The sequence below is a fragment of the Streptosporangium fragile genome (assembly GCF_039534445.1).
GTDB lineage: Bacteria > Actinomycetota > Actinomycetes > Streptosporangiales > Streptosporangiaceae > Streptosporangium > Streptosporangium fragile.
On sequence record NZ_BAAAVI010000071.1, the window covers coordinates 1 to 22,735 of the forward strand.

A 22,735-nucleotide genomic window follows, 5' to 3' on the forward strand; every position below is an offset into this window, starting at 1 on the left:
ACCGCCCGCCGGGACGGGGCGCGATCCGGCCCGGCGGGCGACGTCCGTGGGCCGCCGGGCGCCGTGGACGCGGGCGGCGTCTTCCTCGCGCGCCGCGCGTCCCGCGGGCGGCGGGGCGCGTGCCGCGCGTCCCCGTCCGGCCCGGGAGCCGGATCGCGTGGTCGCGACGGCCGGCCGGGGACCCTCACCGCCTGGATCCTCCTGGCTTCGACCGTCGCCCGTCACGCTAACGCGCCCACCCCACTTAGGCAAGCGCTTGCTCGGTACGGTGCGCGATACGCTTGACGAAACCCCGGAAATCACGCGTTAGGCGACCATGCTCGATCAGCGACTCCAGCCCTCCACGCCGTATGCCGCCCTGATCTTCGACTGTGACGGGACCCTCGTCGACACCGCCGCCGCCAACGAGAGCGCCTGGCGGGACGCGTTGGCCGGATGGCAGGTGGAGCTCGACCCCGCGTGGTACCGCGCGCGCACCGGACTGTCCGGCGACCGCCTGCTGGCCGAGCTGGAGGTCGAGTTCGGGGTGGAGCTCGACCACCGGGCGGTGCGCGCGGCGGCGCTGGACGCCTACCAGTGGCTGATCCACACCGTCACCCCGCACCGGCCGGTCAGCGCGGTCGCCGAGGCCCACCGGGGGCGGGTGCCGATGGCGGTGGCCTCCGGGGGCGCCCGCCAGGCCGTGGAGGAGACCCTGCGCGTCACCGGTCTGCGCCCGCTCTTCGACGCCGTCGTGACCAGGGACGACGTCCGCTATGGCAAGCCCGCCCCGGACGTCTACCTCCTGGCGGCGCGGCTCCTCGACGTCGCGCCGTACGCCTGCGTCGCCTACGAGGACACCGACGAGGGAGTGGCCGCCGCCCTCGCCGCGGGCATGACCGTCATCGACGTCCGCCCCGCCATCCACCGGCCGCACTGACCCGCAACGCTCCTGCCGCCGCGCATCATTGGCTAGTTGTACTATCCAGTAGTGCGGATATCCGAGCTCAGCGCCACGTCGGGCGTGCCCATCCCGACGATCAAGTACTACCTGCGCGAGGGACTCCTCCCGACGGGCGCGCAGACCTCGGCCACCCGGGCGGAGTACGGCGAGAGCCACCTGCGGCGGTTGCGACTGATCCGCGCGCTGCTGGAGGTGGGGCGGCTGCCCATCGCGTCCATCCGCAAGGTGCTCACCGCCGTCGACGACGAGAGCCTGAGCATGCACCACGTGCTCGGCACCGCGCACTACGCCATCGCCCCCCCGGTGGAGCCGCCGGCGGCCGGCGAGGAGTGGCGGCGCGCCCGTGCCGGGGCCGACGCCCTGATCGACGACCTCGGCTGGCGGATCGACCCCGAGGCACCCACCCGCGACGAACTGGCCCACGCCATCCTCGCCCTCGACCGGCTCGGCATGCCCGCCACCGGCGAGGCCCTCCGCCCCTACGCCGAGACCGCCGCCAGGCTCGTCGCGGAACACGAGATCGGCACCATCCCCGTCGGCGGCCCCCGGGAGGCGGCGGTCGAGGCCCTGGTCCTCGGGACGGTCCTGCACGGCAGGGTCCTCGATGTCATGCGGCGCCTGGCCCAGGAGTCGGCCTCGGCCCACATCTTCGGCATCTCCTACGGCGCGGACGGCCCCCGGGACGGAGACGGCCCCCGCAGGCTCCCCGGCGGAGACGACTCTCGCGACGAGAACGGCCCCCGCGGCGAGGGTGGTCCGCGCGCCCGGAACGGCCCCCACGGCGAGGACGGCCCGCGCACCCGGAACGGCTGACGAGGACGGCCCGCGCACCCATAACGGCCCCCGCGGCGGGAACGGCGACCCGCCGCGCGGCGGCGGGAGAAGCCCGAGTGACGGATGTCTCATTCGCTCCCTTCGACCCTGAAACGGGCAGCTCACAGGCGTGTTTTACGGATGTGCGGAGTTCTCCGGTGGCCGCTGCCTGGCCAAACGGCCCTGGGTAACACCCTGTTCACATTCGGGCAACAGTTGCGAAATCGCGACTTGCGAATCTTTGAGCGCAGCAGATCCCCTTCCTCCTCAAGGACTCCGCCGATGACCTTCAAGGCTGAATACATCTGGATCGACGGCACCGAGCCGACCGCCAAGCTCCGTTCCAAGACCAAGATCCTGGCGGACGGCGCCGACCTGCCGATCTGGGGCTTCGACGGGTCCAGCACCAACCAGGCCGAGGGCGGCTCCTCCGACCGCGTGCTCAAGCCGGTCTTCAGCTGCCCCGACCCGATCCGCGGCGGCGACAACGTGCTGGTGCTCTGCGAGGTCCTGAACATCGACATGACCCCGCACGAGAGCAACACCCGCGCCCCGCTCGTCGAGGTCGCCGAGAAGTACGCCGCCCAGGAGTCCTGGTTCGGCATCGAGCAGGAGTACACCTTCTTCAAGGAGGGCCGCCCGCTCGGCTTCCCGCTCGGCGGCTTCCCCGCCCCGCAGGGCGGCTACTACTGCGGCGTCGGCGCCGACGAGGTCTTCGGCCGCGAGATCGTCGAGAAGCACCTCGACTACTGCCTGGCCGCCGGCCTGGCCATCTCCGGCATCAACGCCGAGGTCATGCCCGGCCAGTGGGAGTTCCAGGTCGGTCCGGCCGGCCCCGTCGAGGTCGCCGACCACCTGTGGATCGCCCGCTGGCTGCTCTACCGCACCGCCGAGGACTACAACGTCGCCGCCACCCTCGACGCCAAGCCGGTGAAGGGTGACTGGAACGGCGCCGGCGCGCACACCAACTTCTCCACCAAGGCGATGCGCGAGGGCTACGACGCGATCATCACCGCCTGCGAGGCTCTGGGCGCCAACGCCATGGAGCACGTCAAGCACTACGGCCACGGCATCGAGGACCGCCTCACCGGCCACCACGAGACCGCTCCGTGGGACAAGTTCAGCTACGGCGTCTCCGACCGCGGCGCCTCGGTGCGCATCCCGTGGCAGGTCGAGGTCGACAAGAAGGGCTACATCGAGGACCGTCGCCCGAACGCCAACGTCGACCCCTACAACGTGACCCGCCTCATCGTGGGCACCTGCTGCTCCGCTCTGGAGAAGGCCGGCCAGGTCTGATCCGGGTCCGATCACCGCGAAGGCCGCGAACGCCCTGCCGGGGGCGGTCGCGGCCTCGCCGTTTTCCCGGCCCGGACGGTGCCCGGGGGACGGCCAAGGCAAGACGAGACGTTCCGGCTCGCCGTTTGGTACATTCGGCCGCGTGAAGACACCCAATCCGGCCCGCCGCAGCGAGCGGTCGCGCCGGGCCATCCTGAGCGCCGCGTTCGATCTGGTCGCCGAGGCCGGGTACGCCAAGCTGACCGTCGAGGCGATCGCCGCGCGTGCGGGCGTGGGCAAGCAGACGATCTACCGCTGGTGGCCGTCCAAGGGCGCCGTCTTCGTCGACGCGGTGCTCTCCCTCAGCGAGGACGACACCGGCGGCCTGTCGTTGCCCGACACCGGCGATCTCCGGGCCGACCTGAGCGGCGTGCTCCGGGCCATCGTCGACGAGTACAACGACCCCAGGCTCGACGCGATGAGCCGGGCCCTCACCGCCGAGTCGCTGGCCGACCCCACGCTCAACTCCGAGATCACCGCGCGGATCCTGGGGCCGCTCCTGGAGGTGACCAAGGACCGGCTGCGCAGCGCCCAGCGGGCGGGGCAGGTGGCCGCGGACGCCGACCTGAGCGTGGCCGTCGAGCTGCTGTACGGGCCGATCTACCACCGCTGGATGCTGCGCACCCACCCCCTCACCCACGAATACGCCGACACGGTGGTCGAGTTCGCCCTCCGGGCCCTGGAGCCCGCTCACTAACGAACCAGATTCGGTTTCTAGCAAAGACGCGAAAGATCCCTTCGTGCACCCTCTGACCGGTCTACCAGCGGGAAAGGGGGGCCCAAAATGCCCTCCTCCCGAAAATCCCACGAAACAGGTCCTTTAGGACAGCGCTAAACAGCTATCGCGCGCCGTACCATAACTGCGATGCGCGACGTAGTGGAGCAATTACAGCGCCTGGGCATGTCAGGGTACGAGGCCAAGGCGTACGTCACCCTGGTCGGCGCCGGACAGCCGCTCAACGGCTACGAGGTCGCCAAGCGTTCCGGCGTGCCGCGAAGCACGGTCTACGAGACGCTGGGCAAGCTCGTGGCCAAGGGAGCGGCCTACGAGCTGCGGGAGGCCGACGACGCCACCGACTACCTGCCACTGCCGCCGCGGTCGCTGCTGGAGCGGATGCGCCGGGAGTTCGACGACTCGATCGAGGCGCTGGAGTCCTCCCTGCCGGCGATCGTGGCGCCGCCCGAGGCCCATCTGATCCACAGCCTCAAGGACGCCGGCGCGCTGCTCGCCCGTGCCGAGGACGTGATCGCCGGGGCGCGCGCCGACCTGTTCCTGTCAGTCTGGCCCGAGGAGATGAAGCGCCTCTCCCCACTGGTCAAGCGGGCGGTCGAACGCGGCGTGGAGACCTCGCTGATGCACTTCGGCCCGGCCGAGAACCCCGTGGGACACCTGTACGAGCACCGCTTCTCCTCCCCCGAGGAGGTCTCGGAGGGCCTGGGCTGCCGGCTCCTGGTCGTGGCCGCCGACCGGCGGGAGACCCTGGTCGGCGGCTTCACGGGCGACACGGCGTGGGGCGTCTACACCGAGGACCCGGCCGTGGTGACGATGGCGGTGGAGTACATCAGGAACGACATCGCCCTGCAGATCATCGCCGACCGGGTCGGCCACGAGACCATGCGCGAGTTCTGGGCCGACGACCCCCGGCTCAAGCGCCTGCGCGCCGGCCACGGCCATCCGGCGGCCCTGATGCGCGCCGCGGGCCTGCCCGCCCACCCGCGGGTTCCCCCGCCCGGCGCCGACCGGCCGGGGACCCGCTGACGTCCGCCGGTCCCGCACCGGCCCGTCCACTGGGAGAAGAAGGGCTTTTAACGTAGATGTGACATCCTTCGGAGAGATTGTCGCAATCTGGATTGTCTCCACCTCGGGGAAAGGCAGCACATGGACAAGCCGGTCATCATGACGGTCGACGATGATCCGGGCGTCTCGCGCTCCATAGCGCGCGACCTGCGGCGGAGGTACGGCCAGTCGTACCGGATCGTCCGGGCCGAGACGGCGGTGCAGGGCATCGAGAGTGTGCGCGAGCTGCGGCTGCGCGGCGACGACGTCGCGGCGATCCTGGCCGACTACCGGATGCCCCAGATGAACGGCGTGGAGTTCCTGGAACAGGCGATGGACCTGTACCCGTACGCCCGCCGGGTGCTGCTGACCGCGTACGCCGACACCGACGCGGCGATCCAGGCGATCAACGTGGTCGACCTCGACCACTACCTCCTCAAGCCGTGGGACCCGCCGGAGGAGAAGTTCTACCCGGTGCTGGACGCCCAGCTGGATGCCTGGCAGCGGACGGACCGGCGCGAGACCGACGAGCTGCGGGTGGTGGGGGCGCGCTGGTCGGCGCGGTCGTACAAGGTCCGCGACTTCCTGGCCCGCAACCAGGTGCCCTACCGCTGGGTGCTGGCCGACAGCCCCGAGGGCGCCGAGCTGCTGGCCGCGGCCGGGGAGACGGGCGGGACCGGCCCGGCCAGGCTGCCACTGGTCATCACCGCCGAGGGCGTCACGCTCATCGCGCCGAACACCGCCGAGCTGGCCGAGGCCGTCGGGCTGTCCACCGCCCCCGCCACCGACTTCTACGACCTGATCGTCATCGGCGGCGGCCCCGGCGGGCTGGGCGCGGCGGTCTACGGGGCCTCCGAGGGGCTGCGCACGGTGATGGTCGAGCAGCACGCCTCCGGCGGGCAGGCCGGGCAGAGCTCCCGCATCGAGAACTACCTGGGCTTCCCCGACGGCGTCTCCGGCGCCCAGCTCGCCGACCGCGCCCGCCGCCAGGCGCTGAAGTTCGGCGCGGAGCTGCTCACCGCGCGCAAGGTGACCAGCCTGGAGGTCAAGGGCCAGGCCAAGGTGGTGGGCTTCGCCGACGGCGGCAGCATCGCCGGGCACACGGTCATCCTGGCCACCGGCGTCTCCTACCGGCGGCTGAACGCCCCGGGCCTCGACGACTTCATCGGCTCCGGCTGCTACTACGGCGCGGCCGTGACCGAGGCGCCGGAGTGCAGGAACCGCGAGGTCTACATCGTGGGCGCGGCCAACTCGGCCGGGCAGGGCGCCGTCCACCTGTCGGGGTACGCGAGCAGGGTCCACCTCGTCGTCAGGGGCGACGGGCTGGAGAGGACCATGTCGCACTACCTGATCGAGCAGATCTCGCAGCTGCCCAACATCGAGGTGCACACCGGGACCGAGGTGGTCGGCGCCGAGGGGGACGGCCACCTGGAGCGGATCACGCTGAAGGGCCCGGACGGCGAGCGCACGGTCGACGCCGAGTGGCTGTTCGTCTTCATCGGCGCCGAGCCGTTCACCGAGTGGCTCGGCGACACCGTCGAGCGCGACGCGAAGGGCTTCATCCTGACCGGGCCCGACCTGACCTCCGCCGAGAACCGCCCCCGCAACTGGCCGCTGCGGCGTGAGCCGTACCACCTGGAGACCAACGTGCCGGGGGTGTTCGCCGCCGGTGACGTGCGGGCCGACTCGATCAAGCGGGTCGCCTCGGCGGTCGGCGAGGGCGCGATGGCCGTGGCCCTCGTCCACCGTTACCTGGAGCAGGCGTGACCCGCCGGGCCCCCGCCCGGCGGCGGTTCCCGAAGGAGGCCGCATGACCGGCACGGACGTGCTCCGCAAGCTGTTCCTCTTCGAGAAGCTCGACGAGGAGCGGCTGGAGTGGCTCGCGGCCAACGGCACGGAACGGGAGTTCGCGGCGGGCGAGCCGATCGTCAGGCAGGGCGAGCCCGCCGAGTGCTTCGTCGTGCTGATCGACGGTGAGGTCGTGATGATCACCGAGACGCCCGCCGGGGCGGTCACGATGACCCCCACCTCCCAGCCGGGCGTCTACGCCGGGGCGGTCTCCGCCTACCTCGGCGACCGCGCCCCGCAGAACTACACCCACTCGCTGCGCGCCACCAAGCCGTCGCGGATCTTCGTGCTCCCGGCCGAGAAGTTCCGCCGGATGATGAACGAGTGGTTCCCCATGGCGGTGCACCTGCTCGACGGGGTGCGCCTGGGCGGGATGGCCCAGCGGGAGCTGATCGACCGGCGGCAGCGCCTGACCGCGCTCGGCACGATCACCGCCGGGCTCACCCACGAGCTCAACAACCCGGCCGCCGCGGCCGTGCGCGCCGTGGGCGACCTGCGGGAGAAGGTGCGGATGTCACGCAGGCGCCTGGCCGAGCTGGCCGAGTCGGGCATCGAGCCCGAGCGGCTCCGCGCCCTGGTCGACCTGCAGGAGGCGTGCGCCGAGAAGGCCGGGGAGGCGCCGAAGCGCTCCCCGCTGGAGACCTCCGACGCCGAGGACGAGCTGTCCGACGCCCTGGAGGAGGCCGGGGTGGAGGAGGCCTGGGACATCGCGCCGCCGCTGGTGAGCGCCGGGTTCACCCCCGGCCTGCTGGAGAAGGTCCGGGACGCGGTCGGCGACCGGCACCTGAACGCGGCCGTGCACTGGCTGGCCGAGGCGACCGAGATCTCGCAGATGCTCAACGAGATCACCGACGCGACCGAGCGGATCTCCTCGCTGATCGCCTCCGCCAAGCAGTACTCCCAGATGGACCGCGCGCCCTACCAGACGGTGGACGTGCGGGAACTGCTGGACAGCACGCTCACCATGTTCCGCGGCAAGATCCCCCCGGGGATCACCCTGGCCACCGACTACGACCCCGCGCTCCCGCCCATCCCGGCCTACGCCGGGGAGCTGAACCAGGTGTGGACCAACCTCATCCACAACGCCCTGGACGCGATGGGGGGCACCGGGACCCTCACCGTCCGCACCCGCCTGGAGCACGACACGGTCGCGTTGATCGAGATCTGCGACACCGGCCCGGGCGTCCCCGAGGAACTGCGCGAGCGGATCTTCGAGCCGTTCTTCACCACCAAGGCGGTCGGCGAGGGCACCGGTCTCGGCCTGGACATCTCCTTCCGCATCGTCTCCGGCCGCCACGGCGGCGACCTGCGTGTGGAGTCGCAACCCGGGGACACCCGTTTCCAGGTGCGCCTGCCCCTCGCCGAGACTCCCGGCCCCGCCGCGGCCTCCGGGACGTCCTGACCCCCGGGACGTCCCACGGGACGTCCCGGCTCCCGCGGAGACCCCCTCCCGGGGCGGGGCCGGACCGGCCCCGCCCCGGGAGGGGCCGTGCAGCGAAGCTCCGCCGCGGCCCGCGCGTCCCCGGCGGAAGGGGCACCGCCCGCTAGGAGCCGTGGACGCCGTTGACGATGTCCATCAGGCGGGCGAGGACCTTGCCGCCGGAGACCCGGACGCCGTCGTGCTCCCACTCGTTGGTCACCCACGTCCGCACGCCGCCGACCGCGCGGGCGGTGCGCATGGACAGGCCCTCGTCGACGTACATGTCGTCGTAGTAGACGGCGGCGGCCACGGGGACGCGGTTGGCGGCGAGCCGGGCCGGGTCGTAGAGGGCGGGCCAGCCGGACTCGGCGGCGAGGATCTCCGCGGCCCCCTTGAACGGGCGGAGGGCGGCGATGTCGTCGAACATCCAGGGGTAGATCATCTCCCCGGTGGGGAGCGTCGGCTCGGCGTCCTCGTGGAACTCCTCGGGCAGCAGCCGGTGGGCCGCCCAGGCGGTGGCGGTGCCCTGGGCGTAGATCGACTCGTGCAGGACCGCGTAGAGCGGGTTGCCGACGAACCCGGTGGCCATCATGGCCTCGTACAGGAACAGGTCGGAGAGCCTGTCGCCGTGCCATGCCTCCTCCAGCACCCAGTGCAGGTATTCGGCGCCGTCGCTCATGCCCAGGCACAGGCCGAGGGTCTGCAGGCGGCGCACGGTCAGCACGTCGCCGTCCGGCAGCGTGGCCCGGTGGCGCCGCAGGTGGGCGGCGACCGCCTGGAGGCGCCCGAAGTCTTCGGGGTAGCGGGCGAAGTAGCGGGCGACCTTGTCACGGACCCGCGGGTAGGTGCGGGCGTAGACGTCGTCGGCGGTGGCGTCCAGGCCGGGCAGGCCGCCCGCCACGTAGCAGGCCCGCAACCCCTCGGGAGCCCGGGAGAGGTAGGTCAGCGTGACGAAACCGCCGTAGCTCTGGCCGAGGGTCTCCCACGGCCGGTCGCCGCAGAGCCTGCGCCGGATCAGCTCGGCGTCGGCCACGATCGAGTCGGCCCGGTAGTGCTTGAGGCGGGCCGCGAGCTCCGCGTCCGTACCGGTCACCGTCCGGGCGGTGAGGGGCGTGCTGCGGCCGCTCCCGCGCTGGTCGAGCAGGAGGACGCGGTGGGTCTTCAGCGCGTGCCCCAGCCAGCCGTCGGCCGCGGTGGGCCGCGGTGACTTGCCCCCGGGCCCGCCCTGCAGGAAGAGCAGCCAGGGCAGGCCCTCCCCCCGCCTGGCCGGGTCGACCGCCTCACGGGCGAACACCTCGATCGTCGCCCCGCCGGGATCGGCGTGGTCGAGGGGAACGGTGAACGTGTGATCGGTGAGCGCCACACCGGGCAGAAGGACAGTCACTCGGGAGAAGCTACCCCACCCCGCCGGCCGCTCCCGGTTCCCTCGGCGGCGCCCGGCCCGGTGCCCGGGGGAAACGCCGCACACACGGGGGAGAACGGCGACGGCCGGGACCGCGGAGACCGGGCGGGCGGAAACGCCCCACACGCGAGGGGAGGACCGGGAGGCGGCCGGTGCGCCGGGAAGCGTGGCCGGAACCCCCGTACGCGGGAGAGGACGGCGCTCCCTCGCAAGCGGGAGGCAATCGGCTTGTAAGCGGACGACCGCACGATGCGAACATGACGAACCCCCGCGTCGTGGACATGACGAACCCCCGCGCCGGTGAAACGGCAGGCCCCCGTGCCGTCCCGGTGGCCGTCGCCCGCCCCGCCCGCCCCGCCCGCCTGCTGGGCGTGCCGCTTCTCGCCGCCCTGATCGCCGGATGCGGCGTCCTGGGGGGCTCCGGTGACCCGACCGCCGCCTCCCCCGCCCCGGCCCGCGCGACCTCGGACGCGACCGCGCCACCCGCGACGGACACGCTCCCGCCGCGGGAACCGGCGACATCGCCGGAGCCCTCGGCCCCGCAGGAGACGGCGGACGGCTCTGGCGGGGGCGGGGCGGTCGCCCCCGGGGGTACCCTCGCCGACGGCGGAACGGTCTCCGCCGAGCTGACCCGGGCCGGTCAGAAGGACACGTTCACCCTGGACCTGGGCGACGCCCGGCAGTTCTACGTCGCCGACATGCAGGGAGACTGCGGCATCCGGATCCAGGTGGTCGCCGAGGCCGACGGCCTGCCGGAAGGCCCGGCCGGGATCACCATGTGCGGCGGGAACCAGGTCTTCGAACTGGCCAAGACGGGCGGGCACCGCCTCGAGATCACCGGCGACACCAATGTGATCGGCCCGTACGCCTTCCGCCTCGCGACCGTCAAGGTCCGGTCCTTCCCCGTCAAACTCGGCCTGAAGATCGGCGAGGGGGCTCCCCGGGGCGCGGGAAGGCTGGCGACCGGCGGGGAGGTCCACCGGTTCGAGTTCGACTCCGACGGCGCCACCGCGGTCAAGGTGATCGGCGGATCGGGCTCCTGCGCCGTCATGGAGCTGGAGTTGGTCGACGCCGCGGAGACGAGCGTCGCGACCGCGCGGCAACCCGTCCCGCTGTGCGGGTACGAGTTCCCGATGCCGCTGACCGCCGGCGACGGCCGCTACGCCCTCGTGGTCCGCTCACCGGCCGCCAGGACCGGCCCGTACTCCTTCCGGCTCGTCCGTGCCGGCTGACCGCCCGGGACCTGACGGCGCCGCGTCCCGAAGAGCCCTTCGCCGCGGGGCGACGGCCCGCGGGCGCCGCCTCCCCGGCGTATCCGGCCGCCGGAAACCGTAACCCTCCCCCGGTCAGGACCGGCGGAGTTCCCCCCGGTACTCGATGGAGCTGCCGCCGTCCTGCCCGGTGAAGCGCAGTGCGCCGGAGCCGGTCAGCACCAGGGTCATGTCGCCGCCCACGCACTGATCTTCCTGCTCCAGGGTGAGGTCGAGCGTGTCGCCGCCTCTGACCCTGTTCAGGGTGGCCCGCTGGTCGCAGCCGTTGGCCCGCCAGGTGGCCGTGCCGGAGCCGGGAGTGAGGGTGAGGGTGGCGGAGTAGGTGTCCCTGCGGGCGTCCTGCGAGGTCACCTCCCCCGTCCAGGTTCCGGCGAAGGCCTCCGGGATCCGGCGCGCGCCGCCCGTCCCGGGGTCGCCGCTCGCGCCGCCCCGGCCGGAGGCGCCTCCGGTGGCCCCGGGGTCGGGAGCCGTGCTCGGGCCGGCCTGGCCGGCCGAGGTCGCCGGAGCCGTGCCGTGATTCGCGGCACCGGCACCGGCACCGCCGCCGAACGTCCCCCTGACGAACGGCACTCCGGTCACGCCCAGGACGGCGATCACGGCGAGGGCCGCGGCCAGGGCCGCGTTGCGCACCCGGCGGCGCCCACCGGGCGCACGCCTGCCGTGCGGCGGCCCCGGTGCCCGGGGTGTCGTGGACGGGCCGGCGGTGGGGCGGCCTCCCGGGGTATCGGGGAGCGGGGCCGTGGAAGGCCCCGGCGAGCCGGCGGGGAGCGGAGACCCGAAGGGGGCCGGCGGGCCGGCGGGGAGCGGGGCCGTGGAAGGCCCCGGCGGACCGGCGGGGACGGGCCGGGTGCCGGGGACGTAGGCGCTGGGCACCGGGCCGACACCGGGGACCGCGACGGTGGAGGCACCCGGGTCGACGAGGCGGATCATCAGGTCGCGGGCGGTGGGGCGGGCGGCGGGGTCCTTGGCCAGGCAGGCCGCCAGGGTGGGCAGCAGCCCGGCGGGGACGCCCGCGAGGTCGGGCTCCTGGGTGAGGATACGGCCGAAGACGATCGCGACCGTGTCGCCGCCGAACGGTGAGCGGCCGGTCGCGGCGTAGACCATGGTCCCGGCCCAGGCGAACACGTCGGACGCCGGCGAGGCGCGGACCCCGTTGAGCTGCTCGGGCGCCATGTACGGCGGCGTGCCGGACAGCGCCGAGGTGGCCGTGCCGGCGTCCGGCGGCCGGGCGATGCCGAAGTCGACGACGCGCGGCCCGTCCGGCCCGAGCAGCACGTTCGCGGGTTTGAAGTCGCGGTGCACGACACCGGCGCCGTGGATGGCGGCCAGGGCGGAGGCGGTGCCGACCGCGAGCCGGTCGAGGTCCCCGCCGCGCAGCGGGCCGTTCTCCCGCACCCGCTCGGCGAGGGAGGGACCGGCGACGAACTCGCTCACCACGAACGGGTCGGGGCGGTCGAGGTCTGCCGTGATCACCCTGGCCGTGCAGAAGGGCGCGACCCGCCGGGCGGCCTCGACCTCGCGGGCGAGCCTCGCCCGGGTCGTCGGGTCGGCGCCGTTCTTGAGCACCTTGACGGCGACGCGCTCACCGTCGGAGGCCAGGGCCTCGTAGACGACGCCCTGGCCGCCCTCGCCCAGCCGGGCGACCACCCGGAAGTCACCCAGCGTGCGGGGGTCGGTGGGAAGCAGGGGTCCGCCGGGCATGTGGCTCCTCCTGGCCTCGTGACACGGCCAACGTTAGCGACGCGGAAGGCCACCCACCAGCCTCCGCCGGCGACGCGGAAGGCCGACCACCGGCCTCCGCCGGCGACGCGGAAGGCCGACCACCGGCCTCGGGAAGGCCGCCCACCGGCCTCGGGCCACGTGGGGACTTCCCCCTCGGCGGAGAACTGATACGCTTCCCAAGCGAGCGCTTGGTTTCGTGCGGACCACCGTACCCGAGACCGCGGAACGGGACAGCCGGAGACGACCGCCAGGGGACAGCCGATGAAGTTCTCGACCTTCCACCTCTTCCACCGGTTCGACGGCCAGAGCTTCAAGGACGTCTACGACTACCACCTGCGGCTGGTCGAGCTCGCCGAGGAGCTGGGCTTCCACGGGGTCCGGCTGGCCGAGCACCACTTCCGCGACTACGGGGTGGTCCCGAACCTGTTCACGATGCTGGCCGCCATGGCGGCGCGCACCGACCGGCTCCGGCTGGGCACCGGAATCGTGGTGCTGCCGCTGCACAACCCGATCCACGTCGCCGAGGAGGCGGCGATGGTCGACGTGCTCTCGGGCGGCCGGCTGGAGCTGGGCATCGGGCGCGGCTACCAGAGCTTCGAGTTCGAGGGCTTCGGCGTCGACCTGGCCGAGGCCCGCGACCGGTTCAACGAGGCGCTGGAGGTCGTCCTCGGTCTGTGGGGCGCCGGGCCCTTCCGGCACGAGGGCAAGTTCTACCGGACCGGAACAGAGGTGGAGCTCGCCCCCCGGCCGCTGCAGACCCCGTACCCGCCGATTCACGTGGCGGCCGTGTCGCCGGAGACCGTCACCATGTACGCCGAGCGCGGCCTGCCGATCCTGGCCGACCCGGCGGCGCCGTTCCGCAAGGTGGTCAAGGCCGCGGAGACCTGGCGGGAGACCGCCGGGCTGGCCGGGCACGACGTGGCCGGCCCCGAGCTGGTGGTCGCGCGCAGCGTCTACGTGGCCCCGACCCTGGAGCAGGCCCGCGAGGACCAGTCCAGGTTCGAGGCGCGGTTCGACCGCAGCCGGATCTTCAACGACAGGAGCGCCCCGATCGACCCGAAGACGGGCCGGGCGGCGCAGGGCTTCGAGTACTACCAGGACCGCTACCTCAAGGGCGGCTCGCTCTCCAACGACTTCCGCTGGGAGCAGCTGGAGGTCATCGGCGACCCCGAGCGGGTGGTCGGCCAGATCCGGCTGCTCCAGGACGCCGGGTTCGCCAACCTGCTCTGCGACTTCGGCAGCACCCGGCCGATGCCGCTGGAGGAGATGGAGAGGGTCATGCGTTTCTTCGCCGCCGAGGTCATGCCGGCTTTCCGTTGATCTGTCCCGCAGTACGGCGCGGGCCGGCCGCGGCGCGAGGGCGCGAACGCGGACGGCACGCCACCCCCCAGCAGGAGGCGCGATGATCCACCAGTTGACCCTGTCCGACGTCCTCGCCGAGCACGCCCGCAGCCGCCCCCTGGTGACGGCGGTGGTGGACGGCGAGACGCGGTTCACCTACCCCGAGCTCGACCTGCGGGTCACCCGCCTGGCGAACGCGCTGGCCGCGCGGGGCGTCACGGCCGGGGATCGGGTGCTCTGGCTCGGGCGGAACAGCCACGCGGTGCTGGAGCTGCTGCTGGCCTCGTCCCGGCTCGGCGCGATCTTCTGCCCGGCCAACTGGCGGCAGTCGGCCGACGAGCTGGCCTTCGTCCTGGACGACCTGGCCCCGAAGGTCGTCGTCTGGGAGGAGTCGGAGACCGCCGCGCCGCTCCGCGGGGACGGCTGGGTTCCCGCGGGGGCCGGTTACGAGGAGTTCCTCGCGGGCGGATCAGCGGGCGTCGCGCCCGGCCCGGAGCGGAGCAGGGACGCGGGCGGCGTGGACGGGGACGGGGGCGCGGGCGGCGGGGGTGCGGACACGGCGCCGGTGCTCGCGCTCTACACCGCCGCCTTCGACGGCCGTCCCGCCGCCGCACTGCTCAGCAGTGCCGCCCTGATCGCGCACAGCGCGTCGCTGCTGGTGGTCCGCCAGATGGAGCCCGGCTTCACCTTCCTCAACAGCGGCCCGCTGTTCCACGTGGGCACGATGATGTTCTGCCTGGCCACCCTGCAGATCGGCGGGACGAACGTCTTCACCCCGGCCTTCGACGCCGAGGAGGTCTGCCGGCTGATCGACGCGGAGAAGGTCACCCAGGCGTTCCTGTTCGGCCAGATGATCGACGCGGTGGCCGGGGCGAACGAGAGCGGCAAGTACGACCTGACCTCGCTCCGCTTCGTCTCCCACTCGGCCGCGTGGGACGCGATGACGACGGTGGACGACTCCCCCTGGTGCCGGTCGAAGATGGGCGGCTACGGGCAGACCGAGGTGGGCGGCATGCTGACCTTCCTCGGGCTCGCCCCGGACGCCGCCGGGGCCGCCGGACGGCCGTCGCCGCTGGTCCAGGTGCGGATCCTCGCCCCCGACGGGAGCGAGGTGCCCCCCGGGGAGGTGGGCGAGATCTGCGCCCGCGGCAAGTCGATCTTCTCCGGATACTTCAACAGGCCGGAGCTGAACGCGGCCAGGACCCGGGGCGGCTGGCATCACACCGGTGACCTCGGCCGCCGCGAGGCCGACGGCACGATCACGTTCATCGGTCCCCGGCTCCGCATGATCAAGTCCGGTAACGAGAACGTCTACCCGGCCGAGGTCGAGCGCGTGCTGAAGACCCACCCCGCCGTCGCGGACGCCGCCGTCATCGGCGTCCCCGACGACCGGTGGCACCAGGCGGTCAAGGCCGTCGTGGTCCTCAAGGCCGGTGCCGGGCCCGTCGGCGCCGAGGACGTCGTCGAGCACGTCCGGGCCCGGCTCGCCTCCTACAAGAAGCCCCGCGACGTCGTCTTCGTCGAGGCCATCCCCAAGAAGGGCTTCGTCCCCGACTACGACGCCCTCGACGCCGCCCACGGCGGCGGCAACTACCCCGGCGCCTGACCCCTCCCCGCGGAACCCCGCGCCGTGCCGCCCGCCGTGCGGGCCGGCCTCCCGGGGAGTCGGCCGCACCGGCCCGGGGCCGGTCGCCGGAGGACCGTCTCCCTCAGAGGATAGCCAGGGGGGTGATCGGGCTGCCGGTCCCGCCCTCGATCCGCAGCGGGGCCGCGACGAAGACGAAGTCCCCGCCGGGGCGGCCCGCGCAGGCCGCGCCCAGTTCCTCCAGTGAGAGCATCTCGGCCAGGTGGATGCCGTGCCGCCAGAGCAGGATCATGTGCAGGTCGTCCTCCAGGTCCTCGTCGGCGAGCTGGCGGGCGTTGAGGCCGCCGATGGCGGCGTTGTCGGAGGCGACCACGGCGACGTCGCGGGCGGCGAGCCACCGGCCGCCGTCGGCGGACAGCCCCGGCTGCCCCGCCCAGTAGGCTTCGGGCGAGTTCTCCCAGACCAGGGGCCAGCCGGTGCGGACCACGGCCACGTCGCCGGGGCGCACGTCGTCGTGGATCTCCGCCAGCAGGTCGCCGGAGACGCGGAAGCCCGCCGGGAGATGGTCGAGACCGAGGTGGCGGGGGACGTCGAAGAGCACCCCGCGCGCCACGACCCCGCCGACGTTCTCGATGCCGCAGCGGGCGGCGCCGTACGACCTGACCCGGGCGGCGGGGTGGCCGTTGTAGAGCTCCTCCCCCGACCACATGTGGCACAGCGCGTCCATGTGGGTGGTGGTCCCGTGGTGGGTCACGACGAGAGCGTCGTCGGCCATGCGCAGACCGGCCCCGATCGCTCGGGCGCCGGCCGCGTAGTCGCCGCCGTCGACGGACATGAAATGCTGCGGCAGCGGCCGGCCCCGCAGGTGGGGGACCGTCGTGGGGGCGGCCGAGGAGGTCGCGCCCCTGATCGGCATGGCCAGGCTGACCACCCGGCCGGTGACCGCGGCGCCGAGTGCGGCCAGGACCGTCGCGGGGGTCAGCAGGTTCAGGGTGCCACGCTGATCTTCTGGGCCGAAGCGGCCCCAGTTGTTAGGCTCGGTTACCAAGCAAGCGCTCACTTTCAAAGAGATGCGGGGACGGACGATGACGGCAGAGGGCGAAGCCCGGGGTCGCCCCCGGGTGGACACGTACGGATGGTGCGACCCCCGGTTCCGGCGGGTGCGCGAGGTGTTCGACGGGCACTTCGCCGACGGCGAGGAGCTGGGCGCGGCGTTCGCCGTCTTCCTGGACGGCGAGCCGGTCGTGGACCTGTGGGGCGGCGTCGCCGACCGGCACAGCGGGCGCCCCTGGGAACGCGACACCCCCGCGCTGGCGTACTCGTGCACCAAGGCGGTTACCGCCACGGTGGCGCTGCTGCTGGCCGAGCGCGGGCTCCTCGACGTCGCGGCCCCGGTCGCGGACGTCTGGCCGGAGTTCGCCCGCAAAGGCAAGGAACGCGTGACGGTCGAGCACCTGCTCACCCACCAGGCCGGGCTGCCCGTGATCGAGGAACCGATCCCGGTGGAGGAGTTCGAGGACCAGCCCGCCATCGCCGACCGGCTGGCCGGTCAGGAGCCGATCTGGGAACCGGGCACCGCGCACGGCTACCACGCGCTGACGTACGGCTTCCTGGTCGGCGAGGTGATCCGCAGGGTGTCGGGCAAGAGCGTGGGCGAGATCGTGTCCGCCGAGATCTCCGGGCCGCTCGGGCTGGAGCTGTGGGTCGGCGCCCCGGACGGGGTGGCGGCACGGGCGGCCCGGCTCTCCGCGGGCGAGCGCCGCGGGGCCTCCGCCCCGCCCGCCTCCCCGGACGCCCCGCCCGCCTCTTCGCAGGCGGCGCCGGAAGCGGTCTCCACGGTGGCCGAACTGCCGGGCCGGGAACCCGGTGACCCGATCCACGAGATGGCCAGGGCCTCGCTGGACAGGGACAGCCTGATGAACCGGGCCCTGGGCAACCCGCCCGTCCACCGGCTCAAGGGGGGCGCCAACCATCCGGTCGTGCTGCGCGCCGGCTGGCCCGCGATGGGCGCCGTCACCACCGCCCGGGGCCTGGCGGGCTTCTACCGCGATCTGGTGGCCGGACGGATCCTGCGACCGGCGACCCTGCGCGACGCGATCCGCCGGAGGGTGCACGGACCGGACCGGGTGCTGTTCGTCGACAGCTCCTTCGGGCTGGGTTACATGCGCCCCGCCCTGACCTTCCTCACCCCGGCGCGGGGCGCGGACTCCGCCTTCGGCCACACCGGTCTCGGCGGCTTCCTGGGCCTCGGCGATCCCGGGCACGGCCTCGGCATGGGCTACACCATGAACAAGATGGCCGACGCGGTCTCCGGCAGCCTGCGCGCCCACCGCCTGGCCGAGGCCGTCTACGACTCGCTCTAGGCCCACCGCACCGTGACATGGGCCCGCCGCCTCGCGGCACGGGCCCACCGCACCGCCACACGAGCCCGCCGCCTCGCGGCGCGGGCTCGTCGCACCGTGACATGGGCCCGCCGCCTCGCGGCACGGGCTCGTCGCATCATGGCGCGGGCTCATTGCATGGTGACGCCGCCGCTGACCGACAGGGTCTGGCCCGTGATGTAGGCGGCCCTGTCGGTGCACAGGTAGGCGACCAGCCCCGCGACGTCCTCGGGAGTGCCCAGGCGGCGCAGCGGGATGCCCCGGACGAGCCTGTCGACCAGCCCCGGCCTCTCGGCGTCCACGCGGCGGAGCATCGGGGTGTCGGTGGGGCCGGGACAGACGACGTTCGACGTGACACCGTCCCGCGCGCCTTCCCTGGCCAGGGTCTTGGCCAGGCCGAACAGCCCGGCCTTGGTGGCGGCGTACGCGCCCTCGCCACCGGAGCCGGCCCGCGCCCCGTCGGAGGAGACGAAGACCAGGCGGCCCCAGCCACGCCCGGTCATGCCGGGCAGCAGCAGGCGGGTCAGGAGCATCGGACCGCGCAGGTTGACCCGCCACATCAGCTCCCAGCTCGCCGGGTCGCTCGTGGCGAACGGCTCCACGATCGAGATCCCCGCGTTGTTGACGAGGATGTCCACCGGCCCGGCCCGGTCGTGGAACTCCTCGACGGAGCCCGGGTCGGCCAGGTCCACCCGCAGGGCCGTGGCCGGCGCCCGCGGTCCCGCGGTCGGCCCGGACGGCGACCGGGGTCCCCCGCCCGGCCCGGAGGGCGCGTCCCGGCCGATGGAGGCGTCGTTGAGCTCGTCGGCGACGGCGGCGGCGCCGTCCTCGTCCACGTCGGCCACGACGACGCTGGCCCCGAGCGCGGCGAGGTCGCGGCAGACGGCCGCGCCGATCGCCCCCGCCCCGCCGGTCACCACCGCGACGCGGCCGTCCAGCCGCAGACCGTCTATCACGTCCAGACCTCCGTCAGGTCGGCGGCGCGCACCCGGGCGGCGAGCAGGCTCACCGTGTGCCTGAGCACGGCCTGCGCGTAGTCGTCGGGGACCCCGGCCACCGCGTCGGTCACCACCGCCACCCGGTAGCCGAGGTTGACGGCCTCCAGCGCGAGTCCGGGGATGCCGAGGTTCAGCGAGAGCCCGACGGCGACCACGGTCGAGACGCCGAGCGAGCGCAGGGTCATGTCCAGCGAGGTCCCGGTGAAGGGCGAGAAGCCGTGGTAGCGGCGCGACTCCAGGTCTCCGGGGTCGCGCAGGCCGGGCAGCACCTCCACCGCCCCGGTGCCCTCCAGCATGTGCGCGGGGTCCTTGAGCAGGGCGGTGACGAAGGGGCTGTTCGTGGTGTGCGAGCCGGCGCGGTCGGCCCGGAAGGCCGCGGTGCAGTGGATCACCGGCACCCCCGCCGCACGGGCCGCGGCGAGGACGGCCGCGGCGTTGGCCACGACGTCGTGCCGGGCACACGCCTCCGCCAGTTCGGGGAATCTCGTCAGGTCCCCCACGACACCGCGCTGCATCTCCATCACCAGCACCGCGCTGTGCCCCGGCGCGGCCAGGGCCCCCAGATCGACCGGCATCCCACCTCCACCACACCGACACTAAGCCGAGCGCTTGCTTGGTTACCGCTCGGAGCCTAACATGCGGGCGGATCGGCTACTCGGCACGATGCTCACGTCACCCTCCGCCAAAGTTCGCCAACCGTGACAACCAACCGCGTGGGTGAGACCGTCGAACAAGTCGACGGCACTCGGAGGGGGACTGCATTGGTTCCGGGATACCGCGAGATTCGAGAGCTCGGCGTCGGCGGAGGCGGGCGCGTGGTGCTGGCCACGTACGCCCCCACCGGGGCCTACGTGGCCATCAAATACCTCAACGCGACCCTGAAGGACGACCACCGGTTCCTGGCGCGCTTCCGCGAGGAGGCGCGCGTCATGGTCGAGTTGCGCGACCCGAACGTGGTGCAGCTCTACGAGTACTACGAGGACGTGCTCGACGCCGCGATCGTGATGGAACTGGTCGACGGGGTGGCGCTCAGGAAGATCCTGTCCGAGCACGGCAGCACGAGTCCCGAGGCGGCGCTCACGGTGCTCAAGGGCTCGCTCCTGGGCCTGGCGTTCGCCCACGCCGCGGGGGTCGTCCACCGCGACTACAAGCCGGAGAACGTGCTCATCCAGGCCGACGGCACCAGCAAGCTGGCCGACTTCGGCATCGCCACGCACGTCGGGGAGGCGGGCGTGCCCGCGGGGACCCCGGCCTACATGGCCCCCGAGCAGTGGGAGGACGCCCCGGCGAGCGCGGCGACCGACGTCTACGCGGCCACCTGCGTGTTCTTCGAGTGTCTCACCGGGCACCGCCCGTACCGGGCCGACCACCGCGCCGCGCTGATGCACCGGCACCGCAACGCGCCGATCCCGGTGGAGGAGGTGCCGAGCTCGGTCCGCGGGCTGGTCGCGCGGGGTATGGCCAAGCACCCGATGGACCGGCCGGCGAGCGCGCGGGCGTTCCTCGACGAGCTGGAGGCGGCGGCGCTGGCCGCCTACGGGCCGGAGTGGGAGCAGCGCGGGCGACGGCATCTGGCCGAGCTCGCCACGTTGCTGGCGCTGGCGTTCCCGCTGGCCAAGCCGGCCCCGCGGGCGAGCAGTTCGGTCGCCCGGACCGTGCTCGGCCGGGTGGGGCGGATGCGCCGTCCCCGGCTGGGCCCCCGGACGCTGGCCGGGGTCGGCGTGGTCACCGTCGCGGTGACCGCCGGGCTGATCGCGGCCAACCGCCCGCCCGACCGGCTCTCCGCGGACACGATCTTCACCCCGCCGCCCGGCCCCACGGTGATCGGGGAGACGCCCACGCCGCACCGGCGGGGCCCGTCGCCCGTGGCGCCGGGGGGGTCGAGCCCGGCCGAGCCGTCTCCCGCGCCGGAACCGTCGCCGCCCACCTCGGCCACCGGACGCGCCGCGCCGCCCGCGCAGACCGCCGGCCCCGGCGGGCCGGGCACCGTCACCCGGCCGCCGTCGCCGTCCCCGACGCGGACCCGCGTGCGGACCGCGACCCCCACACCCACACCCACGGGAACCCCCACCCCGACGGGCACGCAGCGGCCCCCGGAGCCGGTGCACACGGTCAGCGGCCTGACGGTCGCCGGGATCGACGCGGGCGGGGCCACGATCGGGCTGCGGGCCTCCACCCCGGCGGACGTCGTGCTCACCGTCACCTTCGCCGAGGGAGACGACCCGGACCGGCTCCGGGAGGCGCCCCCGCGCAGCGTCACGCTCACCGGGTCCGCGACCTACTCCCGGGCCGTCCCGTACGCCTTCACCGTCCCGGCCTGCGGGCAGACGCTCTACCGCAGGGTGACCGTCTCCACCTTCCCGCAGGCCGCGAACGGCACGCGCAGCCGGACCGAGACGGTCCGGGGCGAGCCGTGCGGCGCGCCCCCGGTCGAGAGCGTGGACATCGCCGCCTGGAACGGCACCGCGGCGACCGTGCGGATCCGCGCGGGCGGCCCCGGCCGGGTGCTCCTGCGCGCCACCTTCACCCGCGGGGACGGTGACGGCCCGGCCAGGACCCTGGAGACGCAGACCAGGACGCTGTCCGGGGAGACCGGCTACAGCGTGACCCTCTCCCGGCCCGCGGCCGAGGTTCCCTGCGGCGCGCGGGCGGTGCTGGGGGTGACGGTCGTCACCGACCGGCCCGCGGCCAACGGCGCCCAGACCAGGGAGATCACGGTCAGGGGGCCGGAGTGCGCGCCGCCCTCGGTCTCGATCGACTCCTTCGACGGCACCACGGTGGGCTTCCGGGTGCGAACGCCGGACACCTCTCCGGTGACCGTGCGGCTCGGGTTCGCGCAGAAGGTCGTCACCCGCGGGGACGCGCTGACCAGCACCACGCAGGAGCTCCGGCTGTCCGGGGCCACCGACTACACGCGCCGGATCACCGGGGAGTTCGCCGCGCTCCCCGACTGCGGGGGACACGCCGTCCGGCTGGTGACGATCACCACCGTCCCGGCGGGTGAGATGGCCGCCCGGGACGTGCGGCTCGACCTGCCCGCCTGCACGTCCAGCCCGCGGCCGGACCCCTCCCCGCGGCAGGAACCCACCGGGGGCGCGGAAATCCCGGACGGAACCGGCGAAGACGACATCTTGTGAGGCAACCAAGCGTGCGCTAGCTTGGCGATCGATGACCGTTGACACGCTCACCTACTGGGACGCCTGCCGTCGCGGCGAGTTGGTCATCCAACGCTGCACGGCCTGCGACCGGCGGGTGCACCTGCCCGCCCCCGAATGCCCCCACTGCGGCGGCACCGACCTGCCCTACGAACCCGTCTCCGGCGACGGCACCGTGCACACCTTCACCGTGGTGCACCGCTCGTTCGTGCCGGAGTTCCGGGGACGGGAGCCGTACGTGCTGGCCTGGATCGACCTGCCCGAAGGGGTACGGGCGTTCGGGCAGGTGGTGGAGTGCCCGCCGGACCTGGTTCGGATCGGCATGCCGGTGCGCGTGACCTTCGTCGACGACCTGCCCCAGTGGAGGCCCGCTTGAGCAAGCTCGGCAACGTCCTGATCCCCGTGGACGACCTGGACGGGGCGATCGCCTTCTACTCGGGTGCCCTGGGGTTGGCGGTCAGGTTCCGCGACGGCGACCGGTTCGCGGCCCTGGACGGCGGGGGCGCCACGGTCGCGCTGGTGGCGGCCGGAGAGCGCGTCGCGGGCGAGGCCACCGCCCCCTCGTACAAGGTGGACGACGTCGCGCGGGCCGCGCGGGAGCTGGCGGAGGCCGGAGCCGTCCTGGTCCGGGAGCCCGAGGCCGGTCCGCACGAGGTCAGAGCCGTGCTCCGCGACCCGTCCGGCAACGTCTTCGTCCTCTACTCACCCCGCTGACGCCCCTCGCCCGCGACCCACCCCGCCCCC

19 protein-coding genes are annotated in these 22,735 nt (G+C 73.7%); 14 read left to right on the forward strand and 5 right to left on the reverse strand.

The window, feature by feature from the left end:
• Positions 1 to 316: 316 nt before the first annotated feature.
• The 7 genes from ABD841_RS33005 to ABD841_RS33035 all read left to right on the forward strand — a co-directional run bounded on the left by ABD841_RS33005 (position 317) and on the right by ABD841_RS33035 (position 8,118).
• Positions 317 to 919, forward strand: a complete 603-nt coding sequence (locus ABD841_RS33005; RefSeq protein ID WP_344979969.1) for an HAD family hydrolase — start codon at positions 317 to 319, stop codon at positions 917 to 919.
• A gap of 36 nt (positions 920 to 955) precedes the next feature.
• Entirely contained in the window at positions 956 to 1,756 is an 801-nt protein-coding gene (locus ABD841_RS33010; protein WP_344979971.1) for a MerR family transcriptional regulator, read from the forward strand.
• Positions 1,757 to 2,038: 282 nt separating this feature from the next.
• Entirely contained in the window at positions 2,039 to 3,052 is a 1,014-nt protein-coding gene (glnII, locus tag ABD841_RS33015; RefSeq protein WP_344979973.1) for a glutamine synthetase, read from the forward strand.
• Positions 3,053 to 3,194: 142 nt separating this feature from the next.
• Positions 3,195 to 3,788, forward strand: a complete 594-nt coding sequence (locus tag ABD841_RS33020) for a TetR/AcrR family transcriptional regulator (protein WP_344979975.1) — start codon at positions 3,195 to 3,197, stop codon at positions 3,786 to 3,788.
• A gap of 168 nt (positions 3,789 to 3,956) precedes the next feature.
• On the forward strand, positions 3,957 to 4,850 hold the full coding sequence (locus ABD841_RS33025) for a TrmB family transcriptional regulator (protein WP_344979978.1): 894 nt from the start codon (positions 3,957 to 3,959) through the stop codon (positions 4,848 to 4,850).
• 120 nt (positions 4,851 to 4,970) lie between these two features.
• A complete protein-coding gene (locus ABD841_RS33030) occupies positions 4,971 to 6,635 on the forward strand; it encodes an NAD(P)/FAD-dependent oxidoreductase (RefSeq protein ID WP_344979980.1) in 1,665 nt (554 codons plus the stop codon).
• 43 nt (positions 6,636 to 6,678) lie between these two features.
• A complete protein-coding gene (locus ABD841_RS33035) occupies positions 6,679 to 8,118 on the forward strand; it encodes an ATP-binding protein (protein WP_344979982.1) in 1,440 nt (479 codons plus the stop codon).
• A gap of 142 nt (positions 8,119 to 8,260) precedes the next feature.
• On the opposite strand, the gene ABD841_RS33040 is transcribed toward ABD841_RS33035, so the two are convergent.
• On the reverse strand, positions 8,261 to 9,520 hold the full coding sequence (locus tag ABD841_RS33040) for an alpha/beta fold hydrolase (protein WP_344979984.1): 1,260 nt from the start codon (positions 9,518 to 9,520) through the stop codon (positions 8,261 to 8,263).
• A 275-nt stretch (positions 9,521 to 9,795) separates the two neighbouring features.
• On the opposite strand from ABD841_RS33040, the gene ABD841_RS33045 reads away from it, so the two are divergent.
• Positions 9,796 to 10,770, forward strand: a complete 975-nt coding sequence (locus ABD841_RS33045; protein ID WP_344979986.1) for a hypothetical protein — start codon at positions 9,796 to 9,798, stop codon at positions 10,768 to 10,770.
• 114 nt (positions 10,771 to 10,884) lie between these two features.
• Here the strand turns inward: ABD841_RS33045 and ABD841_RS33050 are convergent, their stop codons facing one another.
• Positions 10,885 to 12,510, reverse strand: coding sequence for a protein kinase domain-containing protein (locus tag ABD841_RS33050; protein WP_344979988.1), 1,626 nt, complete (start codon positions 12,508 to 12,510; stop codon positions 10,885 to 10,887).
• A 282-nt stretch (positions 12,511 to 12,792) separates the two neighbouring features.
• On the opposite strand from ABD841_RS33050, the gene ABD841_RS33055 reads away from it, so the two are divergent.
• Positions 12,793 to 13,851: an LLM class flavin-dependent oxidoreductase gene (locus ABD841_RS33055; RefSeq protein ID WP_344979990.1), complete on the forward strand. Its 1,059-nt coding sequence runs from the start codon at positions 12,793 to 12,795 to the stop codon at positions 13,849 to 13,851.
• An 82-nt stretch (positions 13,852 to 13,933) separates the two neighbouring features.
• Positions 13,934 to 15,478 (forward strand): AMP-binding protein, encoded by a 1,545-nt coding sequence (locus tag ABD841_RS33060; RefSeq protein ID WP_344979992.1) that lies wholly within the window; start codon positions 13,934 to 13,936, stop codon positions 15,476 to 15,478.
• A 103-nt stretch (positions 15,479 to 15,581) separates the two neighbouring features.
• On the opposite strand, the gene ABD841_RS33065 is transcribed toward ABD841_RS33060, so the two are convergent.
• Positions 15,582 to 16,505, reverse strand: coding sequence for a cyclase family protein (locus tag ABD841_RS33065; protein WP_344979994.1), 924 nt, complete (start codon positions 16,503 to 16,505; stop codon positions 15,582 to 15,584).
• A gap of 73 nt (positions 16,506 to 16,578) precedes the next feature.
• On the opposite strand from ABD841_RS33065, the gene ABD841_RS33070 reads away from it, so the two are divergent.
• On the forward strand, positions 16,579 to 17,820 hold the full coding sequence (locus tag ABD841_RS33070; RefSeq protein WP_344979996.1) for a serine hydrolase domain-containing protein: 1,242 nt from the start codon (positions 16,579 to 16,581) through the stop codon (positions 17,818 to 17,820).
• 149 nt (positions 17,821 to 17,969) lie between these two features.
• Here the strand turns inward: ABD841_RS33070 and ABD841_RS33075 are convergent, their stop codons facing one another.
• Positions 17,970 to 18,791 carry an SDR family NAD(P)-dependent oxidoreductase gene (locus tag ABD841_RS33075; protein ID WP_344980031.1) on the reverse strand — a complete coding sequence of 274 codons (822 nt, stop codon included), beginning with the start codon at positions 18,789 to 18,791 and terminating at the stop codon, positions 17,970 to 17,972.
• The gene (locus tag ABD841_RS33080; RefSeq protein ID WP_344979998.1) at positions 18,791 to 19,411 is read right to left on the reverse strand and encodes an isochorismatase family protein; all 621 of its coding nucleotides are present in this window, start codon (positions 19,409 to 19,411) and stop codon (positions 18,791 to 18,793) included. Before ABD841_RS33080 ends, ABD841_RS33075 begins: the two co-directional genes overlap by 1 nt.
• 138 nt (positions 19,412 to 19,549) lie before the next feature.
• Between ABD841_RS33080 and ABD841_RS33085 the strand changes: the two genes are divergently transcribed.
• The 3 genes from ABD841_RS33085 to ABD841_RS33095 are packed head-to-tail and all read left to right on the forward strand — an operon-like array spanning position 19,550 to position 22,705.
• Entirely contained in the window at positions 19,550 to 21,973 is a 2,424-nt protein-coding gene (locus ABD841_RS33085; RefSeq protein ID WP_344980000.1) for a protein kinase domain-containing protein, read from the forward strand.
• 31 nt (positions 21,974 to 22,004) lie between these two features.
• Positions 22,005 to 22,367, forward strand: coding sequence for a Zn-ribbon domain-containing OB-fold protein (locus tag ABD841_RS33090; protein WP_344980002.1), 363 nt, complete (start codon positions 22,005 to 22,007; stop codon positions 22,365 to 22,367).
• Entirely contained in the window at positions 22,364 to 22,705 is a 342-nt protein-coding gene (locus ABD841_RS33095) for a VOC family protein (protein WP_344980004.1), read from the forward strand. The genes ABD841_RS33090 and ABD841_RS33095 overlap by 4 nt, the downstream gene beginning before the upstream one ends.
• Positions 22,706 to 22,735 lie beyond the last annotated feature (30 nt).